Source organism: Janthinobacterium sp. OK676, from assembly GCF_900103595.1.
GTDB lineage: Bacteria > Pseudomonadota > Gammaproteobacteria > Burkholderiales > Burkholderiaceae_D > Janthinobacterium.
On record NZ_FNHA01000019.1, the window covers coordinates 15,630 to 38,690 of the forward strand.

At 65.1% G+C, this 23,061-nt stretch carries 12 protein-coding genes and 1 riboswitch; of the genes, 6 read left to right on the top strand and 6 right to left on the bottom strand.

The window, feature by feature from the left end; all coding sequences use genetic code 11:
* Positions 1–37 precede the first annotated feature (37 nt).
* Positions 38–817: a class I SAM-dependent methyltransferase gene (locus BLU39_RS26965; RefSeq protein WP_092719245.1), complete on the top strand. Its 780-nt coding sequence runs from the start codon at positions 38–40 to the stop codon at positions 815–817.
* A gap of 10 nt (positions 818–827) precedes the next feature.
* Here BLU39_RS26965 and BLU39_RS26970 read toward each other — a convergent pair whose 3' ends face one another.
* Complete coding sequence (locus BLU39_RS26970; RefSeq protein WP_092719248.1) at positions 828–2,300, bottom strand: MocR-like pyridoxine biosynthesis transcription factor PdxR; 1,473 nt, start codon at positions 2,298–2,300, stop codon at positions 828–830.
* A gap of 109 nt (positions 2,301–2,409) precedes the next feature.
* Here BLU39_RS26970 and BLU39_RS26975 point away from each other — a divergent pair, with 109 nt between their 5' ends.
* Positions 2,410–3,066 carry a pyridoxamine 5'-phosphate oxidase family protein gene (locus tag BLU39_RS26975; RefSeq protein ID WP_092719251.1) on the top strand — a complete coding sequence of 219 codons (657 nt, stop codon included), beginning with the start codon at positions 2,410–2,412 and terminating at the stop codon, positions 3,064–3,066.
* A gap of 88 nt (positions 3,067–3,154) precedes the next feature.
* The gene (locus BLU39_RS26980) at positions 3,155–3,982 is read left to right on the top strand and encodes a class I SAM-dependent methyltransferase (protein WP_175539432.1); all 828 of its coding nucleotides are present in this window, start codon (positions 3,155–3,157) and stop codon (positions 3,980–3,982) included.
* Positions 3,983–4,029: 47 nt separating this feature from the next.
* Here BLU39_RS26980 and BLU39_RS26985 read toward each other — a convergent pair whose 3' ends face one another.
* The 3 genes from BLU39_RS26985 to BLU39_RS26995 all read right to left on the bottom strand — a co-directional run bounded on the left by BLU39_RS26985 (position 4,030) and on the right by BLU39_RS26995 (position 10,061).
* Positions 4,030–5,667: a serine hydrolase gene (locus BLU39_RS26985; protein WP_092719302.1), complete on the bottom strand. Its 1,638-nt coding sequence runs from the start codon at positions 5,665–5,667 to the stop codon at positions 4,030–4,032.
* Between the two features lie 22 nt (positions 5,668–5,689).
* Complete coding sequence (locus tag BLU39_RS26990) at positions 5,690–7,549, bottom strand: M1 family metallopeptidase (protein ID WP_092719254.1); 1,860 nt, start codon at positions 7,547–7,549, stop codon at positions 5,690–5,692.
* A gap of 118 nt (positions 7,550–7,667) precedes the next feature.
* Positions 7,668–10,061: a M1 family aminopeptidase gene (locus tag BLU39_RS26995; RefSeq protein WP_092719257.1), complete on the bottom strand. Its 2,394-nt coding sequence runs from the start codon at positions 10,059–10,061 to the stop codon at positions 7,668–7,670.
* 146 nt (positions 10,062–10,207) lie between these two features.
* Positions 10,208–10,389, top strand: a riboswitch (yybP-ykoY riboswitch).
* A 9-nt stretch (positions 10,390–10,398) separates the two neighbouring features.
* On the opposite strand from BLU39_RS26995, the gene BLU39_RS27000 reads away from it, so the two are divergent.
* Both BLU39_RS27000 and BLU39_RS27005 read left to right on the top strand, forming a co-directional pair.
* Positions 10,399–10,974, top strand: a complete 576-nt coding sequence (locus BLU39_RS27000; protein WP_058050181.1) for a TMEM165/GDT1 family protein — start codon at positions 10,399–10,401, stop codon at positions 10,972–10,974.
* Positions 10,975–11,087: 113 nt separating this feature from the next.
* Positions 11,088–11,309: a hypothetical protein gene (locus BLU39_RS27005; protein ID WP_092719260.1), complete on the top strand. Its 222-nt coding sequence runs from the start codon at positions 11,088–11,090 to the stop codon at positions 11,307–11,309.
* On the opposite strand, the gene BLU39_RS27010 is transcribed toward BLU39_RS27005, so the two are convergent.
* The gene (locus BLU39_RS27010; RefSeq protein WP_368087037.1) at positions 11,306–19,996 is read right to left on the bottom strand and encodes a glycoside hydrolase family 94 protein; all 8,691 of its coding nucleotides are present in this window, start codon (positions 19,994–19,996) and stop codon (positions 11,306–11,308) included. The two genes, BLU39_RS27005 and BLU39_RS27010, sit on opposite strands and share 4 nt — an antisense overlap.
* A gap of 344 nt (positions 19,997–20,340) precedes the next feature.
* A complete protein-coding gene (locus BLU39_RS27015; protein ID WP_092719263.1) occupies positions 20,341–22,380 on the bottom strand; it encodes an aminotransferase class V-fold PLP-dependent enzyme in 2,040 nt (679 codons plus the stop codon).
* A 168-nt stretch (positions 22,381–22,548) separates the two neighbouring features.
* On the opposite strand from BLU39_RS27015, the gene BLU39_RS27020 reads away from it, so the two are divergent.
* Positions 22,549–23,046, top strand: a complete 498-nt coding sequence (locus BLU39_RS27020; RefSeq protein ID WP_071325689.1) for an Lrp/AsnC family transcriptional regulator — start codon at positions 22,549–22,551, stop codon at positions 23,044–23,046.
* Positions 23,047–23,061 lie beyond the last annotated feature (15 nt).

The following is a 23,061-nucleotide window of genomic DNA, read 5'->3' on the forward strand; positions in this document are numbered from 1 at the left end:
CGGCGTCTTTTTCTTTGGCGGCTGCTAAACTGACGCCATGACGACCGACTTTACCTCCACCAGCCATACCGCTTTCAGCCACCCGGGCCACCCGCCCGCCACCACCACCGAACACCGCGGCATCCGCTACCTGCACCTGGGGACCAAGTGGGTGCAGGGCGCCATGCGTCTGGACAAACCCGACGCCATCGAGCTCGAATACGTGCAGATGATGATGATGTGGATGCTGTTCAAGACGCAGCCCAAACGCATCGTGCAGCTGGGCCTGGGCAGCGCCGCGCTGACCAAGTTCAGCTACCGCCGCTTCCCCGACGCCACGGTCACGGCCATCGAACTCAATCCGAACGTGATCGCCATCTGCGGCGCCCAGTTTGCGCTGCCGCCGAACGACGCACGCCTCGACGTACGCGAAATGAATGCGCTCGACTTCGTGCTCGACCCGGCCAACCATGGCACCGTCAACGCGCTGCAAGTGGACCTGTACGACGAAGACGCGCGCGGGCCCGTGCTCGACACGCCCGAGTTCTATCAGGCCTGCTTCGACTGTCTGACGGACGACGGCATCATGTGCACGAATGTCTTCGGCGACTTCCCCAACTACGACAAGAATTTGCAGGCGATGGAACTGGTCTTCGATGCCGTCGTGTGGGTGCCGGAAGTGGAAGATGAAAACATCGTCGTGCTGGCCTTCAAAAAATCGCCCTCGCTCGACTTCAGCGAGCTGTACGAGCGCGCCGCCACCATCAAGAAGCAATTCAACCTGCCTGCCAAGAACTGGGTCAACGGCTTGAAGCAGTGGATGCTGGATCAGCAGTAAAGTCGGAATCTCACGCTGGCAGCAGCCCACCCAGGCGGCGCGCCAGGCCATCCATGTTCTCGGCCGGCACCTGCGCATAACCGAGCAGGAAACCGTTCCAACCCGGCCCTTCTCCCGTGCCATGCGCGGACAGCGCCAGCGCCACGATGCCGTCCTGCGCGGCACGGCGGCTCAGCGCCAGGTCATCCCATGCGCCATCGTGGAAGCGCAGCGCCAGGTGCATGCCGGCCGTGCCGCCATGGATGGCCGCGCCCGCACACGCATGGCGCTGCAAGGCCTCGCTCAAGGCGTCGCGGCGCTGGCGGTACAGGCGGCGCATGCGCCGCACGTGGCGCGCGAACAGGCCGCAGCGCAGGAACTCGGCCAGCGCCAGCTGTTCGGCCACGCGGCCGCGCGCGGCGCCCTGCGCCTGCATCTGCGCGAAGGCCCCGGCCAGCGAGGCCGGCACGACGATAAAAGCCAGGCGCAAGGCGGGAAACATGGTCTTGCTGAAGGTGCCCAGATATACGACGGGCGCGTCGGCCACCAGTCCCTGCATGGCCGCCAGCGGCGGGCCGCCATGGCGAAATTCGCTGTCGTAATCGTCTTCGATGATCAGGGCGCCGGCGGCGCGCGCGCGTTCGAGCAGCGCCATGCGGCGCGCGGGACTGAGCACGCTGCCCGTCGGATACTGGTGCGACGGCGTCGTGTAGATCAGGCGCGGCGGCGTCACGCGCCAGTCGTCGTCCGTCGGCGCGATGCCATCCATGTCGACGGCGATGCCCGTCACCTGCAAGCCGGCGCCACGGCCCGCCGCCAGCGCGCCGCCATAGCCGGGATGCTCGATCCACAAGGTATCTCCCTGGTCGGCAAAGGCGCGCAGGCACACATCGAGGCTGCTCTGCGTGCCGTCCGTGATGAATACCTGGCCCGCATCGCAGACGACGCCGCGCGCGGCGCGCAAATGCTCGGCGATGGCCATGCGCAGCTGCGGCTCGCCGGCAGGGTCGCCGTAATTGAGCTGGCGCGGCGTCAACGCGCGCCACGCGCGGTCCAGCATGCGCCGCCACTGCGCCAGCGGAAATTCATCGAGCGCCGGCACGCCAGGCGCAAACGCACCCATCGCGTCGGCGGGAAACACCACCGCCGCGCTGGCATCCTGTCCCGCCACGCCGCGCAAACGCCGGGCGCGGCGCGACAAGCCATCCTGGCCTGCGCTCACTGGCGGGGCGGTCGGCACGCCAACGCTGCCGGCGACGACGGTGCCGCGCCGGTCCGGCAAGACAAACCCTTCGCTGGCCAATTGCTCGTAGGCGTACAACACGGTATTGCGCGCCAGTCCCAGTTCCGCCGCCAGCACGCGCGTGGCGGCCAGGCGCGTGCCGGGCGCCAGCTGGCCGCCGCGGATCGCCGCGCGCAGGCATTCATGCAGCAGGCGCTGGCGCGGCCAGCCCCGCTCGCGGTGCGTGCGCTCGAATGCGTTCAGCAGCAAAGCAAAATCCATGTGCCTCCCTCAACTGTGGCTCTACATTATTTCTCACTTCTGGATCTTTTTTCAGGGCCAGATGCCGATTATAGTGCGGCCTTCCTCTTCAACCAACGGGATTCTCACCATGACCGCTACCACCCTGCCTCCCAGCCCCCGTACCCGCGTGCGCCGCGTCGCCGAACTGGCCAGCTACGAGCAAGCCGCCCTGTACGCCATCCTCGACGCCGCCTACCTGTGCCATATCGCCTTCCACGACGACAAGGGCAGCCATTGCATCCCGACCGCCTGCTGGCGCATCGATGGCCACTTGTATATCCACGGCTCGAACGGCAGCCGCATGCTCAAGCTCTTGCAAGACAGCGACGTGTGCGTGACGGTCACCCATCTCGACGGCCTGGTACTGGCGCGCTCCGCCTTCAACCACACGATGAACTACCGTTCGGCGATGGTGTACGGGCGGTTTGAAAAAGTGAGCGACATCGACCAGCAGCACGCGGCCATGGACGCGCTGATGGAAAAGCTGATGCCGGGACGCCTGGCGCACGTGCGCGGCGGCAGCGCCAAGGAATACGCGGCCACCACCGTGCTGCGCATCGCGCTCGACGAATACGCCGTCAAGCAGCGCAAGGGCGGCCCGCTCGACGATGCGGGCGACATGGCGCATGCCGTCTGGACGGGCGAATTGCCGTTCACGCACGGCCGTGGCGCGGCCGTCGCCGATGCGCTCAACACCTGCGACATGCCCGCGTATGCCGCCGCATGGGGGACGGAATCCGCTTGACCGGCCAGCGTGCTTGACCGATGATCGGCGTTGATGGCGATCGCCACCAATTCACCAACCGATCCAATCACGCATGGAGCAAATGATGATGAAGCGAGTATCCCTGGCTGCGGCCCTGACGGTCATGCTGGCCTGTGGCGGCAGCGGCGCGGCACTGGCCGCCGACACGGGCGACGCGGCCCTGAAAGCGGCCATCGCCGGCAGCGCGCGCACGCCGGCCAACGCGCTGCGCGACGGCGCCCGCCACCCGTATGAAACGCTGATGTTCTTCGGCATCAAGCCGAACATGACGGTGGTGGAACTGGCGCCAGGCGGCGGCTGGTACACGGAGATCCTGGCGCCCTACCTGCGCGACAACGGCAAGCTGATCGCGGCCGGCAACGACCCGCAGTCAAGCAGCGAAGGCGCGCGCCGTGGCGCGGCGCGCTTCCAGCAAAAGCTCGACGCCAATCCTGCCGCCTTCGGCAAGGTGGACATCGGCGCCTTCGCGCCACCCACCACCTACCGCATCGCGCCCAAGGGCACGGCCGACATGGTGCTCACCTTCCGCAATATCCACAACTGGATACCGATCGGCGAAGCGGGCATGCAAACCCTGTTCAAGGAAGTCTATGACAGCCTGAAACCGGGCGGCGTATTCGGCGTCGTCGAGCACCGCCTGCCGGCGAGCAAGGCGCAGGACGCCACGGCCAGCAGCGGCTACATGCACGAAGCGTATGTGATCAAGCTGGCCGAAGGCGCGGGTTTCAAACTGGCGGCCAAGTCGGAGATCAACGCCAATCCGAAAGACACGGCCGACCACCAGGGCGGCGTCTGGGCGCTGCCGCCCACCTACGCCAACAAGGATGTGGACCGGGCCAAGTACACGGCCATTGGCGAGAGCGACCGCATGACACTCAAGTTCGTCAAACCATAAAGTGAGCGTCTCGGGTTACGCGCTGCGCGCTAACCCGACCTATCATCTTATTTCTTCGCTTCCTTCGGTTTCAGCGGCACCAGGTTCAAGTCCTGGAAGTCGTAGCTGAAATCCGTCTCGGCCGACACGGGCGCCATCTTTACCCGATCGATGCTGCCATCGGGATTGAGCGAGAACGTCACGTAGGCGTCGGCGTTGAAGTTGCGCTCTTTCCAGCGCACGATGAAGGTGTCGTGCTGCCAGTGTTCCAGCTCGCCCGTCAGGTCCGGTGTGCGCGTGAAGCTGAGGATATGTTTTTTCCCTTCCGGCTTGATGATGACCTTGCCGTACCAGGCATCCTCGTACTCGCCGTCGTACGCCGCCAGCGGCAGCGACGGCTGCGATCTGGCCGCGCGCGCGCTCGACGCCTTGCCCTGCTTTTTCACTTCCTCGGCATGCTGGTCCTGCTCCACCTTGGCCACCAGCGCCAGCCAGTCCGACGGCGCCGCCTGCAGGTAATGGTCGAGGATGCGCCATTGCAGTGCCGTCATCGAACCGCCATTTTCCGCATTGGTGAGGATGGCCACGCCCAGCTTCGCTTCCGGCACCATCACCACGCGCGAATAAAAGCCCTGCAGCGCGCCGCCGTGCATGGCCACCTTCATGCCCTTGTAGTCGCGCAGCTGGAAACCCAGGCCATACGCGCTGAAGTTCGGTTTGGTCGCGGCCAATGCCGGTTTCGGCTCGGGGATCCTGATCGGCGTTTGCGCCGCCCACATTTCGCGGCCCTGCTTTTCGCTGAACAGGCGCGCGTCCTTGCCATCCTTGTCCTTCACGCCGGCGATCTTGCCGCCGTCGAGCAGCACCATCATCCACTTGGCGATATCTTCCGCGTTCGTGTTGATGCCGACGGCGCCCACGGCGTTCGGCACGGGCATCGACTTGACGGCGGCGATCTTGCCGTCGATCTTGCTGTGCGCATTGGCGACGTCGGGATTGCCCGCGTTCTCCGCCAGGCTGGTGGTGGTGCCCGTCATGCCCAGCGGCGCCAGGATGCGCTCATGCATGGCCTCGCCCCAGCTTTTTCCCGCCTTGTCGGCGATGATCTTGCCGGCCACGATGTACAGCAGGTTATCGTAGGCATAGCTGTTGCGAAAACTCGTGGCCGGACGGATGTAGCGCAGCTTCTCGATGATCTCGTCGGTGCTGAAGGTCGTCGTCGGCCACCACAGCAAGTCGCCCGCGCCCAGGCCCAGGCCACTGCGGTGCGTCAGCAAGTCGCGGATGGTCATGGCGCCCGTCACGTAGGAATCGTGCATCTGAAAGCCGGGCAGGTGCTTGGTGACGGGATCGTCCCAGGCCAGCTTGCCTTCGTCGACCAGCATGGCCAGCGCGGCGGCCGTGAAGCCTTTCGAGTTCGATGCCACTTCGAAGACGGTCTGCGCGTCGACGGCGGCCGGTTCGCCCAGTTTGCGCACGCCAAAGCCCCTGGCGGTGATGACTTTGCCATCCTTGACGATGGCGATCGCCATGCCGGGCACGTCGAACACTTTCAGGGCGGTGGCGACGTCGCGCTCAAGATCGAAGGCAGGCGCGGGTGCCGGTGCGGCGGCAACGACGGGGGCCGCGTCAACAGCCAGCGCCGGCACGGCGATGCCGGAAAACGCCAGCACGATGGCGGCGGCAAGACGGTTCATGGTATGCATGGTCAGGATGTCCAAGGAAGGTTCAATGCGCTTGCGCGGCCATCAATTTATCGACGCTTTCCTGCGTCACCGGGTGGTAGCGTTCGCGCGCCTGCGCATACACGTCCTTGGCCCAGGCATGGCCCTGCGGCGTCTTCATCAAGGCGCTGTAGAGGGGCACGACGAACTTCTGGCGGCCCACGCTCATGAGGAATGCCTGCAAGGGCTGCTGCACGTCGTAGCCGGCGTTCACGGCGGCCAGGTAGAAGCGGTACGCCACTTCATTGTTGCCGCTCTTGCCCACGCCGTAGGCCTGGTCCAGCTCACGCAATTGCGCCGCGCTGGCCTTGTTGTTGATGTCGTTCAGGAAGTGCATCGATTCGATGGCGATCCACTTGTCCATGCCCAGGTCTTTCGTCGGCAATGTGCCTTTCAACCAGGCGTCGCGGTGCTGGTCGAGCAGCGCCAGGCGCGGCGAGACGACGCGCTGCGCGCTGGCCGGCACGCCCGTGCCATACAGCCATTCATCGAGTTCCGCTTCGGGCATCACGTCCGGATGCTGCGCCAGCAGGTTCTTGCGCAGATAGGCGACGAACTGCTCCGTCGTCACGCTCTGGAACGCGTGCTGGTCGAACCAGCCGCGCAGGAAGGGGTCGAACACGGCGCGGCCGGCACGGCGCTCCATGGTGGCCAGGAACCAGGCGCCTTTCGGGTAGATGATGCCGTCGTCCGTGTACGTTTCGGCCGGGTTGGCGTCCGCATCGCGCGTGATCAGCGCCGTTTTCGCGGCAGGCAGTTCGCGGATCGAGGCGGCCAGTTCTTCCTGGTCGACCTGCACGCCCATCTGCGCCACGTCGCTGCCATACAGCTGCTCGACGATGCGCGTGGTGACGTAGGTGGTGAAGCCCTCGTTGAGCCACATGTGCTTCCACGAGGCGTTGGTGACCAGGTTGCCCGACCACGAGTGGGCCAGTTCATGCGCGATCAGGTCGACCAGGCTGCGGTCGCCCGCGATCATGGTCGGCGTGAGGAAGGTCAGGCGCGGGTTTTCCATGCCGCCGTAAGGGAACGATGGCGGCAGCACGATCATGTCGTAGCGTCCCCAGCCATACGGGCCGTACAGCGCTTCGGCGGCCTGTATCATCTTTTCCGTGTCGGCCAGCTCGTATTCGGCGGCCTTGATGCGTGGCGGTTCCGCATACACGGCGGAGCGGGGACCGAGCTTGCGCACTTCCAGTTCGCCGATGGCAATGGCCAGCAAATACGATGGAATCGGCTGCGGCATCCTGAATTTCCAGCCGCCCTTGCCCGTCGCCTTTTCGTCGTTCTCGGCGCTCATGACGACGCGCATGCCCGCCGGCGCATCGATGCGCGCGCTATACGTAAAACGCACGGCCGGCGTATCCTGCGACGGCACCCACGAGCGGGCGTTGACGCTTTGCGACTGGCTGAACATGAAAGGCAGCTTGCCCGACATGGTCTGCTGCGGCGTGAGCCACTGCAGCGCGATGGCGTTCGGCGCCGTGTGATAGTAGACGCGCACCTTGCCCGGCTGGCCCGTGGTGGTGATGCGCAGCGCCTGGCCCTTTTCCGGATCGGCCTTGTCCAGCTGGTACGGCGCCATCTGCCAGGCGCCGCGCTTGTCCTGTACCTGCACCTTCGCGATCGACAAATCGCGCGTGTCGAGCACCAGGGTGCGCGCCGCCGGATCGATCCAGTTCAAGGACAGCTCGGCATAGCCCGACAGGGTCTTTTGCTTGAAGTCCGCTTTCAGGTCCAGCTGCAGGTCGCGCGTGCGCACCTGGTCATAGCGCGCATAGCTGAGGGGGTCGGCGTGCGCGGCCAGGGTTAGCTGGCAAAGTAGCGCACAGCCCAGCGCGCGCAGGAAGGTCAAAGTTTGCATGGTCGTCTTTTGAATGATTTGCGAAAGCCCCGGTCCGTGTACGCCGGGGCGTCGCGCAGAATAGCACTTCCGGCGCAGGCCGGCAGAAAAAAGCGCCGGACCGGTCGGCGCTGTTTCCCTATTTCGTCTCGGCCTTGGCTTCCGGCTTTGCCTCGGGCGCCTTGAGCGGCGTATTAAAATCCTTCATCAGGTTGTTCTTGTCGCGATCGAGCTTGAACAGCTCGAGGCGCGATGGCGTGATTTTTCTCGGCCAGCTATTGTTGCTGGTGTCGATGTCGGCCGTCTCCCAATACGGGTCCTGCACCAGGCCCACCATCGGTTCGTCCGTGACGATCACTTTACTGATCTTGTGCGGCGCATAGCGCCACACTTCGGCAGGTACGCGCTCGATGATCTTCTTGCCGCTTTTCAGTTCGATTTCCAGGATCAGCGGCATCACCAGGCCGCCGAGATTCGAAAAGTCGACCAGGTACAGATGCTTGCCCATGTTGCGCTGTTCCAGCAGCTTCCTCTCCCACGGTTCCAGCCCTTCCTGCTCTTCCGCATAGCTGTTGCGGTCCTTGTTGGTGACCGTGAATTCATCATGCTGGTTGTAGAAATCCTTCAGCGCGGGATCGATGTCGACCTTCTTCGGCAGCGCCTTGTTGCGCTGGTCCGAGATCGATATCGGCTGCGCCGCCTTCTGCGCCTTCTTCCACGCTTTCTCGACTTCGGGATTCTTCGTGCTCACGCCATATTCGCTGATGCCGTCGATGCTGATGTCGACCGCATCGGTGGTATAGAACCAGCCGCGCCAGAACCAGTCCAGGTCCGTGCCGGAAGCGTCTTCCATGGTGCGGAAAAAGTCGGCCGGCGTCGGGCGCTTGAACTTCCAGCGCACGGCGTACTGCTTGAAGGCGAAGTCGAACAGTTCGCGCCCGAGGATGGTCTCGCGCAGGATGTTGAGGGCCGTGGCCGGCTTGTCGTAGGCGTTCGCCGTGAACTGCAGCAAGGACTCGGAATTGGTCATGATGGGTACCTGGTTCTGGCTGCGCATGTAGTCGACGATCTTGCGCGGCTCGCCATTCCAGGACGGGAAATGCTCTTCCCACGCCTGCTCGGCCAGGTACTGCAGGAAGGAATTCAAGCCCTCGTCCATCCACGTCCACTGGCGCTCGTCCGAGTTGACGACCATGGGAAAATAGTTATGCCCCACTTCGTGGATGATCACGCCGATCAGGTCGTATTTCGTCGTCTTCGAGTACGTGCGCTCGCCCGTCTTCTTGTCCTTCACGGGGCGCCCGCCATTGAACGCAATCATCGGATACTCCATGCCGCCCACGGCGCCGTTGACGGAAATCGCGTTCGGATAGGGATAGTCGAAACTGTATTTGTTGTACTGCTCGATCGCGTGCACGACGGCGCGCGTGCTGTACTGCTGCCACAGCGGGTTGCCCTCGTTCGGGTAATACGACATGGCCATCACGCGCTTGCCGCCGCTGTCCAGGCCCTGCGCATCCCAGATGAACTTGCGGCTCGACGCCCACGCCACGTCGCGCACATTGGCGGCCTTGAAGTGCCAGGTTTTCGTGCCGGCCGGCTTGCCCTTTTCCGCCGCCAGCGCTTCCTGCGGCGTAATCACCAGCAGCGGCGTATTGCTGTTTTTTGCCCGCGCCAGGCGTTCGCGCTGCGCCGCGCTCAGCACGGCGGCGGGATTTTGCAGTTCCCCGGTGGCGGCCACCACGTGATCGGACGGCACCGTCAGGTACAGCTCGTAGTCGCCAAACTCCAGGGTGAACTCGCCGGAACCGAGGAATTGCTTGTGCTGCCAGCCGACGGCGTCGTAATACGCGGCCATGCGCGGGAACCACTGCGCGATCTGGAAGATCGTGTTCTTGTCGTCCTCAAAATACTCATAGCCGGAGCGCTCGACGAGCACCTTCTGGTCATTGATCCGATACGACCAGTCGATGCTGAACGTGATGCTCTGGCCGGGCGCCAGCGCCACCGGCAGGTCGATGCGCAACATGGTCTGGTTGACCACATGCGGCAGCGGCTTGCCGCTGGCCGCTTTCACGGCGGTGAGCTTGAAGCCGCCGTCGAATTCGCGGCCCGCATGGATGGCGCGCAAGTCCTCGAATTTCAGCGCTTCGTCCTCGCTGTTACTCAGCCAGGCCTGGCGCGAGGGCGCGCTCAGTACGCGGCGCTGGTCGGCATCCTGGCGCAAGCCGTTCTGGTCCAGCTGCAGCCACAGATACGCGAGGCTGTCGGGCGAGCGGTTGTGATAGGTGATCTGTTCGCTGGCCGTGATGGCGCGCCGTTCCTCATCGAGCGTGGCGCGGATCACGTAGTCGGCGCGCTGCTGCCAGTAGGCGTGGCCCGGCGCGCCGGACGCCGTGCGGTAGCTGTTCGGCGTGGGCAGCAGCTCTTCCAGCTGGCGGAACTTGTCGTCGAAGGGCGCGGCGGCGCACAGGGCGGACAAGGGGGAAAACAAGGTCAAACACAAGGCAAGCAAGCGGACAAGGACCGGCATGGCGCATTCCATCTGGGAGTCGTGGACAGAACTGCATTCTAAGTCGAGTCTGTTTGCAAACCGGTCATTGTTGTCGAAGTCCCACACGCATGGCCGCGCCGCGCGCCGGCGGCACTGGCGCCGGCGCGGGCATTGGCGTATGATGCGCCTCGAACATTGGGGAGTAGTCGTCCTGCGGTCCTGCCGCGGGAACCTGTATCAACATGATTGGCCCGCAGGCCATGGTGCAGGTGGTTGCAAGACTTGACGAGACCATTGATCCAGGGCGGCCGCATGGGCCGGAGTCGCCCGTGGATCATTGGTTAATTCGTCCGGCCCACGTACCTCTCGCAATCCCATGGAAGCATTCCTCATCTCCACCGGCATCGTCGGTCTCGCTGAAATCGGCGACAAAACCCAACTCCTGGCCTTTCTGCTGGCCGCCAAATTCCGCAAACCGCTACCCATCGTGCTGGCCATTTTCGTCGCCACCATCGCCAACCACGCGTTTGCCGCCGCCGTCGGCGCCTGGATCACCAGCATGCTGGGACCCGACGTGCTGCGCTGGGTGCTGGGCGTGTCGTTCCTCGCCATGGCCGCCTGGACCCTGATCCCCGACAAGCTCGATGAAGACGAGACGAAGCTGGCCAAATACGGCGTCTTTCTGACCACCCTGATCGCCTTCTTCATGGCGGAAATGGGCGACAAGACGCAGGTGGCGACCGTGGCGCTGGCGGCGCGCTACCACGATATTGTTTCTGTCGTGCTGGGCACCACCTTCGGCATGATGCTGGCCAACGTGCCGGCCGTCTATCTGGGCGACCGAATCGCCAACCGCGTGTCGCTGCGCCTCGTGCACGGCATCGCGGCGCTGGTCTTTGCCGTGCTGGGCGTGGCCACCCTGCTCGGTGCGGGCGCGGCACTGGGATTTTGACACAGCCATGGATAATTTCTCATTTACAATATTCATGTTCATAATTACAATGTCGTCGACATGAATACCGGCGCGCCGATCCCGAACGGCCGGCGCGCTTTCTTGAGGAATCTATGCAGTTAAATGGAAAAGTGGCGGCGCTGTGCCTGGCCGCTTGCGCAAGCCAGCCTGTTGCCGCCACGGCGGCACCCTTGAACTATCACCAGCAGACGGCAATGCAGTCCGCGCCCGAAGTACGCACGCGCGACCTGCTGCTGTTCGGCGCCGGCCTGATCCTGCTGGCCGGCCGGCGCCGGCCCGAACACGATGCGTGGCAAGTACGTGGGCAAGACTAAACCAGCAATAGCACCGCATACTCGCGGCCCTCGTCGCGCAGGGTGATGCTGTTGCCGCCCTGCGCCACGCCATCGAGCGACAGTCCCGCAGGCCGCCCCTGCGCCTGCTCCACCGTGATGGCGTAACTGCTGGCGCCGAAGCGGTAATGCAGCTTGAAGCCGCGCCACTCGGCCGGCATGGTGGGCGTCACGCGCAGCACGTTCGCTTCGCGCGTCAGACCGAGCAGGGATTCGACGATCAGCCGATACAGCCAGCCCGACGACCCCGTGTACCAGCTCCAGCCGCCGCGTCCCACGTGCGGCGCCACCGCATACACGTCGGCTGTCACCACGTACGGCTCCACCTTGTAGCGCGCCACCGCCTGCGCGTCGGCGCCATGGCGCACGGGACTGATCATGCGCAGCAATTCCCACGCCTTTTCGCCGTCGCCCATGCGGGCAAACGCCATCGCCGTCCAGATGGCCGCATGCGTGTACTGGCCGCCATTCTCGCGCACGCCGGGCACATAGCCGCGGATGTAGCCGGGATTGAGGTCGGCCTTGTCGAACGGCGGATCGAGCAGCTGGATCACGCCCGAATCGCGGCGCACCAGGCGCGCATCGACCTGGCGCATGGCGCCGGCGACCCGCTCCTTGTTGGCGGCGCCCGACAGCACGCCCCAGCTTTGCGAAATCGAATCGATCTGGCATTCCTCGTTCGTGTGCGAACCCAAGGGCGTGCCGTCATCGAAATACGCGCGCCGGTACCATTCGCCGTCCCACGCATGCTCCTCGACGTTGGCGGCCAGTTTCACGGCTTCGTCGCGGCAGAACTGGGCGAACGCGGCGTCGCCGCGCAGCATGGCCACTTCGGCAAAGCGCTGCAGCACTTCATACAGGAAGAAAGCCAGCCACACGCTCTCGCCCTTGCCATGCTCGCCCACCTTGTCCATGCCGTCGTTCCAGTCGCAGGACCCGATCAGCGGCAAGCCGTGCACGCCCAGGCGCAGGCCATGGCGGATGGCGCGCACGCAGTGCTCGTACAGGTCGGCCGATTCGCCCGAGCGCACGGGCAAGTCGTAATACGAATCCTCTTCCGGCTTGACGGCGCGGCCCTCGATGAAGGGCGCCACTTCCGACAGCACGTTGACGTCGCCCGTGGCGATCACGTAGCGGCAGGCGGCCAGCGGCAGCCACAGGTAATCGTCGGAGCAGTGCGTGCGCACGCCCCGGTCCGACGGCGGATGCCACCAGTGCTGCACGTCGCCTTCGACAAACTGGTGCGCCGCGCACAGCAGCAAGTGCTTGCGCAGCAGCTGCGGCGCCGTGTGTATCATCGCCATCGCGTCTTGCAGCTGGTCGCGGAAACCGTAGGCGCCGCCCGACTGGTAATAGCCGCTGCGCGCCCACAGGCGGCAGGCGATGGTCTGGTACATCAGCCAGCCGTTGGCGATGACGTCGAGCGACGGGTCGGGCGTTTCGATGCGCACGGCGCCCAGGGTATTTTCCCAGTGCGCGCGCACGGCGTCGAGCGTGGCGCGGGCCGCTTCCTTGCCCGCATGGCGCTGCACCATGGTGCTGGCGTCGGCATTGCGGCGCCCGCCCACGCCGAGGATGAAGACGATTTCGCGCTCCTGCCCCGGCTGCAGCTCGAACGGCACCTGGATGGCGGCGCACTGGTCCAGTCCCGTGCCCGCCTTGCCCGACAGGCGCACGCGGCGCAGCGCCGCCGGCTGCGCCAGGCTGCCATTGCGACCGATGAATTCATTACGGTCGCAGGTGATGGAACGGATGCTGGCGTCCGTATTGAAAAAGCCGACGCGGCCCGAAAATTCCGTGTTGTAGTTATTGCGCGCAAACAGGGCGCCGCTGATCGTGTCGACCTCGGTGTTCACGTGCATGCCGGACTTGGCGCGCAGGTCGGCCATCACCCATTCCACGTAGCCTGTGACGGACAGGCGGCGCGGCACGCCGCTGTCGTTGCGCACCTTGATCACCGAGTATTTGACTGCCGCGTCCAGCGCCACGTAGGTGCACAGTTCCGTGGCGATGCCCGCCTCGCTGTGCTCAAAAATACTATAGCCGAAACCGTGGCGCGTCACGTAGTCGCCGCTGCCGCGCGCCGGCAGCGAAGTGGGCGACCAGAACTGGCCGCTTTGCTCGTCGCGCACATAGAACGCTTCGCCGGACAGGTCCGAGACAGGATCGTTCTGCCACGGCGTGAGGCGGAATTCATGCGCATTCTCGCTCCACGTATACGCCTGGCCCGCTTCCGACACCACCGTGCCGAATTGCGCATTGGCCAGCACGTTCGACCAGGGCGCCGGCGTCTGCTTGCCGTCGCCCGTGGTGATCACGTATTCGCGGCCATCGGGCGTAAAGCCGCCGAGGCCATTTTCCAGGATCAGCTCGCGCGCCGGCGCCCGGTGCGGCACGCCGCCCTGTTCGCGGGCAGGGTCCTGCAGCAGAGGCGGCATGCGCAGCACGGGACTCGGCGGGCGCTTGACCTGCTCGGCCAGGGTGCCGCGCAGGTCGCTGATGATGGCGCGCGCCACCGATTGCAGCAAGATGCGGTCTTCGTTGGCGATCTGCTCGGCCAGGCGCACGAAGATGCCGCCCGGGCGGTCGATCGCCTGCGCATCGATGCCCGAGGCGATCAGGCCCATGATCTGGTCGTGCAGCAGCTGGCGGTAGCCCGACTGCTCCTCGTACCAGATCACCAGGTCGACGATCAACCCCTTCAGGCGCCAATAGGCATGCGCCTGCACCATCTGGCGCGCCAGCTCGATATTGGCCGCGTCGCGTATCTGCAGCAGCACGATGGGCAAGTCGCCGGAAATGGCATACGCCCACAGGCCGGACTGGCCGCGCTGGTTCTTGATCAGGATGCTCGCTTCCGCACGCAAGGCCGCATTCGGATAGATCACGGCGTTGGCCAGGCGCGCATACAGCTGCGCATCGGCTTCGCTGGCATTCAATTGGCGCAGCACCACCTGGCTGTGCGTCCAGGCCAGTTCGAACACGCGGTCGGCCAGATGGCGGTCCTGGTATTTGTCGATCAGGTGCAGGGCCGCCTCGCGCTGTTCGGCCATGCCGGTCACGCTGTCGACAGTGACGGCCTGGTCGGGTTCGAGCGTGATGACGTAGCGGATGGCCACGATGGGGTCGAGCACGGAACCGTGGCCGCCACTCAACGGGCCATCGTCCTGCAGCGCCTGCGGCAGCTGCGGCGTATTGCCGCGGCCGATGAAGCGCGCGCGGTCCGTCTCGAACGACACTTCATAGCGCTCGATATCGTGCACGGTCATCACATGCAGCAGCCAGGGCATCTGCTCCTCTTTCGAGCGGGGCCGGCGCGTACACAAAATCGCCTTTTCATGCGCGAGGATTTCCGTCTGCACGAACAGCTTGCTGAACGCGGGATGGGCCGCATCGGCCGCCGCCGGCGCCATCACCACTTCGGCAAAGCTGGTGATCTCGATGCGCCGCTGGCGGTTCGAATTATTGCTGATGCGCGTGCGGCGCATCTCGATGTCGTCCTCGGGCGAGACGACGATTTCCGTGTACAGTTCCAGGCCATGGTCGGCGCGGCGGAACTCGGCCCGTCCCTCGGAAAAGATCACTTCGTACTTCTTCGGTTCGGCCAGGGTCGGCTGGTACATGGTGGACCAGACGGCGCCGTCGTCAAGGTCGCGCAGATAGCAGAAATTGCCCCAGTTATCGCGCGTGCTGTCTTCGCGCCAGCGCGTCACGGACAGGTCTTTCCAGCGGCTGTAGCTGCCCCCCGCATTACTCACCATGACGTGGTAGCGGCCGTTCGACAGCAGCTGCGTTTCCGGCACGGCGCTGTTGGCTTGCGTGAGGATGCGCATCGGCATGGCCTGCTCGGGCGCGCCGCTGCGCAGCACCGCCAGTTCGGCCGTGTTCGAGTAAAACGCGCCTGCCTGCGGCGTGCGTTCCTGCAGCACCAGCAAGGCCGATTGCAGCAGCGGATCGGACTCGAAACGGCGCTGCATCGGACGGTCGTGCAGCAGGTAGCTGAGGGCCAGAAAGCCCATGCCCTGGTGGTGCACCATGAAGGAGCGGATGACGGCGCTGCCCTGCCCGCGCGGCAGTCGCGCCGTGGTGAAATCGATGGCTTCAAAAAAGCCGTAGCGGCCCATGTAGCCGGCCGCCTGCATGCGCTGCAGGTTCTGGCACGACGCTTCCGGCTGCACCATCAGGCCCATCATGCTAGCGTACGGCGCCACCACCAGGTCGTCGGCCAGGCCCCGCTTCAAGCCCAGCCCCGGCACGCCGAAGGCACGGTATTGGTAGTTCAAACTGGCGTCGACCGTGTTGTAGCCGGACTCGGAAATCCCCCATGGCACGTCGCGCTGGCGCCCGTAATCGATCTGCGCCTCGATGACGGAGTGGTAGGTCTGGTCGAGCAAGGTGTTCGGGTAGTTCGGCATCACCAGGAGCGGCATCAGGTACTCGAACATCGAGCCGCTCCAGGACAGCAGCACGGGCTGGCCGGCCACCATGCACAGCTGGCGGCCCAGGGCGAACCAGTGCTCCTGCGGCAGCTGGCCCTGGGCGATGGCGATGAAGCTGGCCAGGCGCACTTCGGAGGCGAGCAAATCGTAGTAGCTGGGGTCCAGACGCCGTTCGCTGACGTTGTAGCCGATGGCCAGCAGTTTTGTCGACGGGTTGTACAGGAAGCCGTACTCGATCTGCGCGAAATCGCGCGCCTGGCCCGCCGCGTGAGCAATGTCGCGCATGTGGCGGCCCGCCTGTTCGCGGCCCTGCGCCAGCAAGGCGAGCAGTTCGGAAGGCGTGCCTTGCGGCGCTTCCAGGTTGGCCAGTTCGCGCAGGGTGGGCACGCGCATCAGCGCCGCATCGACACCCGTCTGCGCCGCCCACGGCGCCAGCTGCAGCAGCTCGGCCAGCGCCGCGCGGCACTGGCGCGCCAACGCTCCCGCCCACATGGACAGCTCGCCATCCTCGCTTTGCAGGGTGAGCGACAGCAGCGCATCGGCCGCGCCATTCGCGGCGGAGAGATAAGCATGCCATTCGTCCAGGCTGGCCGGTGCCGCCTGCGCCTGCAGCAGGGTCATGCCGTCGCGCATGGCCTTGCCCTCGCCTTCGGCGGCGATGAATTCCTGCAGCACCTGCGCCGTCGTGCGGATGCCCTGCACCACTTGCGCGCCGATGATCGGGGCGTCATACAGCTCGACCAGTCCCGGCTGCAAGGTCAGCAGATGGCCGGCCAGGTTCCCGCTGTCGACCGTAGAGATGTACATGGGCTGCAGCGCCTTCAGGGTCTGCGTGTCGTACCAGTTATAGAAATGGCCCTGGAAGCGTTCCAGCTCCCCCATGGTCTGCAGTGTGGCGCGGCTGCGTTCGATCAGCTGCCCCAGGGTGATGTAGCCGAAATCGTAGGCCGTCAGGTTGGCCAGCAGCGCCAGGCCGATATTCGTCGGCGAGGTGCGGTGCGCCACCACGAGGTTCGGGTGTTCCTGCATGTTATCGGGCGGCAGCCAGTGGTCATCCGGTCCGACGAAGGTGTCGAAATACGCCCAGGTCTTGCGCGCCACGCCATGCAAAAAACGTCCCTGCTCGACCGACAGGCGCGCCACGGCCCGCTCGATCGGACGGCTGATCCACCAGGCGATGGCCGGTGCGGCCAGCCACAACAACAGCACCACGGCGGCGGCCGGCAAGGCTTCCGGACGCCAGTGGAGCAAGGCGCCGAAAGTGGCCAGTGCCAGCGCGGGCGAGCACCACATGGCGCGCCAGCTGTCGGCCTGCGAACCTGACGATACGTGCAGGTTCGAGGCGCGCCAGTCGAGCAAATGCTTGTGCGACACGCCCAGGCGCCACAGGGTGCGGACGATGGCATCGAGACTGATCCACGCTTCGTACGGCAGGAAGACGAGGGTCAGCATGGCATGCGAAAACTGCACGCCGCAGCGCCGCTCGAACGCGGCCAGGTGCTGGCGCCACAAGGTATCGCGCGGCTTGCGCAGCAAATCGTACAGGGCGGAAAAGACGGGCGGCAGGAAGATGATGGCCAGCACGGCCGCGCTCCAGAAGGCCACGTGCGGCAAGAAGCCCCACACCAGCAACAGCGACACGGTGGTGGCGGGCGCGACGACGCTGCGGCGCAGATTGTCGAACAGCTTCCAGCGCGACAGCATCGACAAGGGATTGCGCTCGCGTTTGCCGGCGCGGCCCGGCACACGGCCCAGCAGCCAGCCGATCAACTGCCAGTCGCCACGGATCCAGCGCTGGCGGCGGCTCACGTCGGCGTCGTAGCGGGCCGGATATTCCTCGTACAGCTGCGAGTCGCTCAAGAGGCCCGCGCGCAGATAACAGCCTTCCAGCAGATCGTGACTGAGGATTTTATTGTCGGGCAGGCGCTGGCCCAGCACGCGCTCGAACATGTCGAGGTCATAGATGCCCTTGCCGATGAACGAGCCTTCATAAAACACGTCCTGGTACAGGTCGGAGACGGTGCGCGTGTACGGGTCGATGCCCGGTTCACCGCCGCACAGCAGCTCGTAGCGCGACGCGTTCGCACTGGGCAGCGCCACGGCCACGCGCGGCTGCAGGATGCCATAGCCGGCCACCACGCGCGTGCCCGCCGCGTCGAGCACGGGACGGTTCAGCGGGTGCATCATGGTGGCGATGAATTCGCGCGCCGCGTCGCGCGGCAGCTGCGTATCGGTGTCGAGCGTGATCACGTATTTGATCGTGCGCAAGCCGCGCAACTCGCCTTCCACCAGCGAGAATCTGTCGCGCGCGCCGCCGCGCAGGAACGCGTGCAGGTCGGATAATTTGCCGCGCTTGCGCTCCTGCCCCATCCATGCATTTTGCTGCGAATTCCACAGGCGCGGACGGTGCAGCAACAGGAACGGTCCCACGTGGCCCAGTTCCTCGGGATCGGCCGGGTCGCCGTTGTCCTTGAATTCGACGCCTTCCACGCGGTACTTCTCGTTCAGGGCGCGGATGGTCTCCTGCGCCTGGCGCAGCAGGGCTTCGTCGCCCGGCATCGTTTGCGTCTCCGCGTCGACGAAGTCCGTCAGCAGGCAGAAACGCAGGTTCGGGTCGCGGTTGGCGAGATACCGCACTTCCAGCGCCTCGCACAGGGCCGCCACGTTCTGCTGGCTGTAGATCAGGGTCGGCACGACAACAATGCCGCGCGCGTCCGACGGAATGCCGGCCTGGTAATCCATGCGCGGCAGCGGGTGCGGCGACGTCATCAGGGTCGCCAGCCAGTTCACCACGGCCACGGCCAGCTGGCTGCTGCCCAACAGCGCCAGCACGCCCAGCGCCGCCAGTGGCCAGCCCTGCACGCCGTGGCGCACGGCACGCTCGAGCAGCAAGGCGCTCGTCGCCAGGCTCAGGAAGCAGATGGCGCCCAGGTACACGGCCAGCGGCGCGGCGCGCGCCGTATGCTGCAGCGCCTCGACGAAGGGCAGCTTGGCGCCGGCCTGCTTTTCCAGCACCAGCACGCCGCGCCCCACGAGGTAAAAGCCGATATGGCCGCGGCGCGCGTCATTGCCGTTGCCGTGCGTGTGCGCCAGCTGCACCACCATCTCGGCCACTTCCACTTCGCTGCGCCCGCTGCGCTTGGCGATGCGTTCGATGGCGTGGCGGTAGCTGTCGCGCGTGGCGAAATCCATCAAGCCATAAGTGCCGGCCGGGTCCAGGCGCAAGGTCTGCTCGACCACGCTCATCGTTTCGACGAATTCCTGCCAATCCATGGTGCCGAGAAAACGCAGGCTGCCAATGCTGTTGGCGATCGACAGCTGGTCGGCCGCCTGCTGCCCGATCTCGGACTGGATCTGCTGCTCGATGGTGAGGCCCGACTCGGCCAGCTTGTGCGTCAGCCACGACAAGGCCAGGGTCAGCGAGGAACTTTGCCCCTGCAGGCGGCGCGACAATTCGGCCACGAAGGCGCTGGTCATCGGCGGGTTCGAGCGGGCCATGTCGGCCACGAGCAGGATCAAGCCGCTGGGATTGCGCTCGGCGATCTCCGTCATCTGGTCGGCCCAGGTATTGGCCAGGTCGCGCTGCATGCGGTCGTCGGCCACGCGCACGGCCACGCGGCGCAGGTTCTCGATCAGGGCCAGGCGCAGCATGATGGGCACGGCCCACAGTTCACCGAGCGTGAGCGTGGCCACGTCCTGGTAAGCCTCGACGAAGTGACACAGGTTTTCCAGGTCGACCCGGCCGTCGCCGTGCGAGATGATTTCCAGCGCGATTTTATAGACGCGCGGGCAGCCGGCGTCGGGGCCTGACGTCAAGCGCGGCAGCTCCTTGCTGTAGTTCTTCGGCAAATGGCGCCGCGTGGTGCGGATCTGCTCTTCGATCAGGTAGAAATTATCGAGCAGCCATTCCGAGGCGGGCGTGACCTGGCGTCCGCTTTTGACGGTCGCCGTCAGCTCGTTGACGGTGGCCGTGATCAGGGCCGCATTGTCGGCCAGGCGTGCCAGCAGGCGGTCGCGGCCGTGATGCTTGCCCACCGCATGGCCGGCGGCCACGTGCTTGCCGTGGGCGGCCATCTGCATGGCGCTGAATAATTCGGAACGCAGGGGCAAGGCATCGTCGCGCGCGGCGTCGAAGGTGTCCGGTGCAAGGGAATGGTCACGGAAGATTTCTTTGACTTTGGAAATCTGTTCCTTGATCTGCTGCGTGACAACTGCTGTGTACTCTTTCAACTTGGGCCTCGCTAGGTGCGCGCACACAGCCAGCGGCCACCGTCACGCTGGCCCAGTCTGGAAGAACACGATCGGACACTGGCGAAGACGGAAAGCGAAGCGCCGGAGCGTTGCGACGAATCTCAGGGTATAGGGAGATTTTCTGAACTTCATCGTAGGTGCGCCATCTGCGCAAGACCGTGCGCTAGCGTACATACATCACGTTTTAGGGACGTTTCGGCAAAGAAATTAGCCTGTTGAGCGGCAGAAAAATGCCGTCAGGAAATGAATGCAAGAAAATGCGTGACGGGCACCGTGCCGAGGATGGCACGGTGCAATACTTCAAGAAAGAAAGTTCAGGCGGTTCAGGCCGCGATGGCCAGCGGGTGGCGCGTCGCTTCCGCCATCGCCATGCCGCCGTTCAGCTGCCATGCCGCGCCGTGGCCGAGGCGACGCAGGCAAGCGCTGGCGCGCGCGCTGCGGTTGCCGCTGCGGCAGAAAAACACCAGCGGACGCTGCGGCTGCTGCAGCCACGCGGCCACTTGCCCTGCCAGACGGCTCAGCGGTACGCTGCGCACTTCGCAGCCCTCGAACACCGTGCCGGCGCAGGCCGCGTGTTCATACGCTTCGCGCACGTCGACGAGGATGGCGTCGGGGTGCTGGCGCAGGAAGGCGGGCAAGGCGGCCGCGTCGAGCTGCAGTTCGGCGACCGGCACGCTACCGTCCTGCACGGTGCGCACGGTGCCGCAAATGCTGCCATCGTCGCCTGACGCGCACAGCACGGTATCCGGCGTCAGCAGCGCCGCCTCCAGCAAAGGTGTCAGCGCCTCGGACGCCAGATTGCCGATGAAGGCGAAGCGCTGCTCCAGCAGGTACACATGGGTTTCGCCACACTCGATGCGGCGCAAGCGCTGCTGGCCCAAAGCCAGCTCGCCGTCGATATCGACGTGGCCGACTTGCTCCATCCCGAGCTCCTGCAGCAAGGCCAGGCGCGCCACGCCATGGTCGGCTGGCGCCGCCGTGTGCACGATGGCGCGCAAGGCCAGGTGCTGGCAGCGGATGAAGGCGGCCAGGCGCGGCACGAGCGCGGCGACGGGATCGATGACGACGCAACTGGCGCTGGCAAGGTCGCTGAGCAGCCAGGTGCACTGGCCATCGACGCTCAACTGGACTACGCCGTCCTGCGCGCCGTCCTGCGGCGATGGCGCCAGCGCCGACGGCAGCAAACAGCTGCTGCGCAGCGCTTCGCCGCAGCGCTCGATGCGCGCGCAGGCGGCCGCAATGGTCGCCGCGTCGGTCAGGGGGCCGAACGACAGACGGATGGCCGAGCTGGCACGCCATTGCGGCACGTGCATCGCTTCCAGCACGTAGCTGGGAAGGGCCTTGGCGGCGGAACAGGCGCTGCCCGAACTGACGCGTACGCGCGCCGCGTCGAACAGGTCGAGCAATTCCTTTGACGACAAACCCGGCACGGAAAAATTGAGCGTCGTCGGCAAGGACAGGTCGAACGGCATATTGAAGACGATGCCGGGGAAGGCGCGTTCCAGGCTGGCCACCAGCTGCGCGCGGAACGCGGCCAGGTCGGCGTGGCTGCGGAAGGTCTTGCCATCGTCGAGCGCGCCCAGCACGGCGCCCAGGGCGGCGATGCCGGCCATGTTTTCCGTACCCGAGCGCAAGCCCGTTTCCTGGCCGCCGCCCATCATCAGGGGCGTAAAGGGCGCGCCGGCACGTACGTACAGCATGCCGATGCCCTTGGGCGCATACAGCTTGTGGCCGGAAAACGGCGCGTAATCGATACGCGTGGCGGCCAGGTTCAGTTTCAGCTTGCCCAGCGCCTGCACGCAATCGACCATCCAGTAGGCATCGGCACCCCGCTCCTGCAGCAGTTGCGCGATGCCGGACAAATCGCTGACGACGCCCGTTTCATTGTTCGCCGCCATCGTGCACAGCATGGCCACGTCGCCGATCAGCGCACCGAGCGCCTGCAGATCGTGGCGCCCCTGCGCATCGACGGGCAGCTTGCGCACTTCCAGGTTCAGGCCAAGCAAACGGTTCCAGTGTGCCAGGCTTTCCGGCACGGCCTTGTGCTCGGTCGCGCCATACAGCAGCAGGCTGCCGATGCGCTTGCCCGCATCGCGCCGTTCGCGCAGCGCGCACAGGGCGGACAAGACGGCTGTCTGGATGCCTTCGGTGGCGCCGCTGTTGAACATCAGGCGGCCGTCGCCCACGCCCAGCAAGCGGGCGGCGCGCTGGCGCACGCCATCCATCATGGCCTTGGCCTGCAATCCCGTCGCGTGGGTGCTGCTGGGGTTGCCATAGCCCTGCTCCATCGCCTGCTTGGCGGCGGCGACGGCGGCGGGCAGCACGCAGGTGGTGGCATTGCTGTCGAGGTAGATTTCTTTCATGATGGCAGTCTGAGTATTCTATAAAAAGGGCGCTGCTAAAAAGGAGCAACGCAAACGGCTGGGACATATGGATAGTCTACCGGCCTGCTCCCGTGAAGATATGCCAAAAAATGCTGCAAACGCTGTACCATGCAGCATGTTCATGCCATAAAAACTGGAATAGTGAAAATGAATTCACCGAACACCGCACTCGACAAATTCGACTGCGCCATCCTGGCCGCCCTGCAGCAGGACGGCACCCTGTCGATCGCCGCCCTCAGCGAGAAGATCGGCCTGTCCAGCACGCCGTGCTGGAAGCGGGTCAAGCGCCTGGAGGAAGACGGCTATATCGAGAGCCGCGTGGCCATCGTGAACCGGCAAAAAGTGGGACTGCCCGTGACCGTCTTCGTCAGCGTGCGCACGGGCCAGCACGATGAAAAATGGCTGCGCCGCTTTGCCGCCGCCGTCATCGTCTTGCCCGAGGTACAGGAATTTCACCGCATGAGCGGCGACATCGACTACCTGCTGAAAGTCGTCACCACCGACATCAAGGGCTATGACACCTTCTATAAAAAGCTCATCAAGGCCGTGCAATTGACGGGCGTGTCGTCCGCCTTTTCCATGGAACAAATCAAGTGCAGCACGGAATTGCCGCTGGAATTGATCGCCCACGGCTTGCCTGCCTGAAGCGAAAGCACGTTG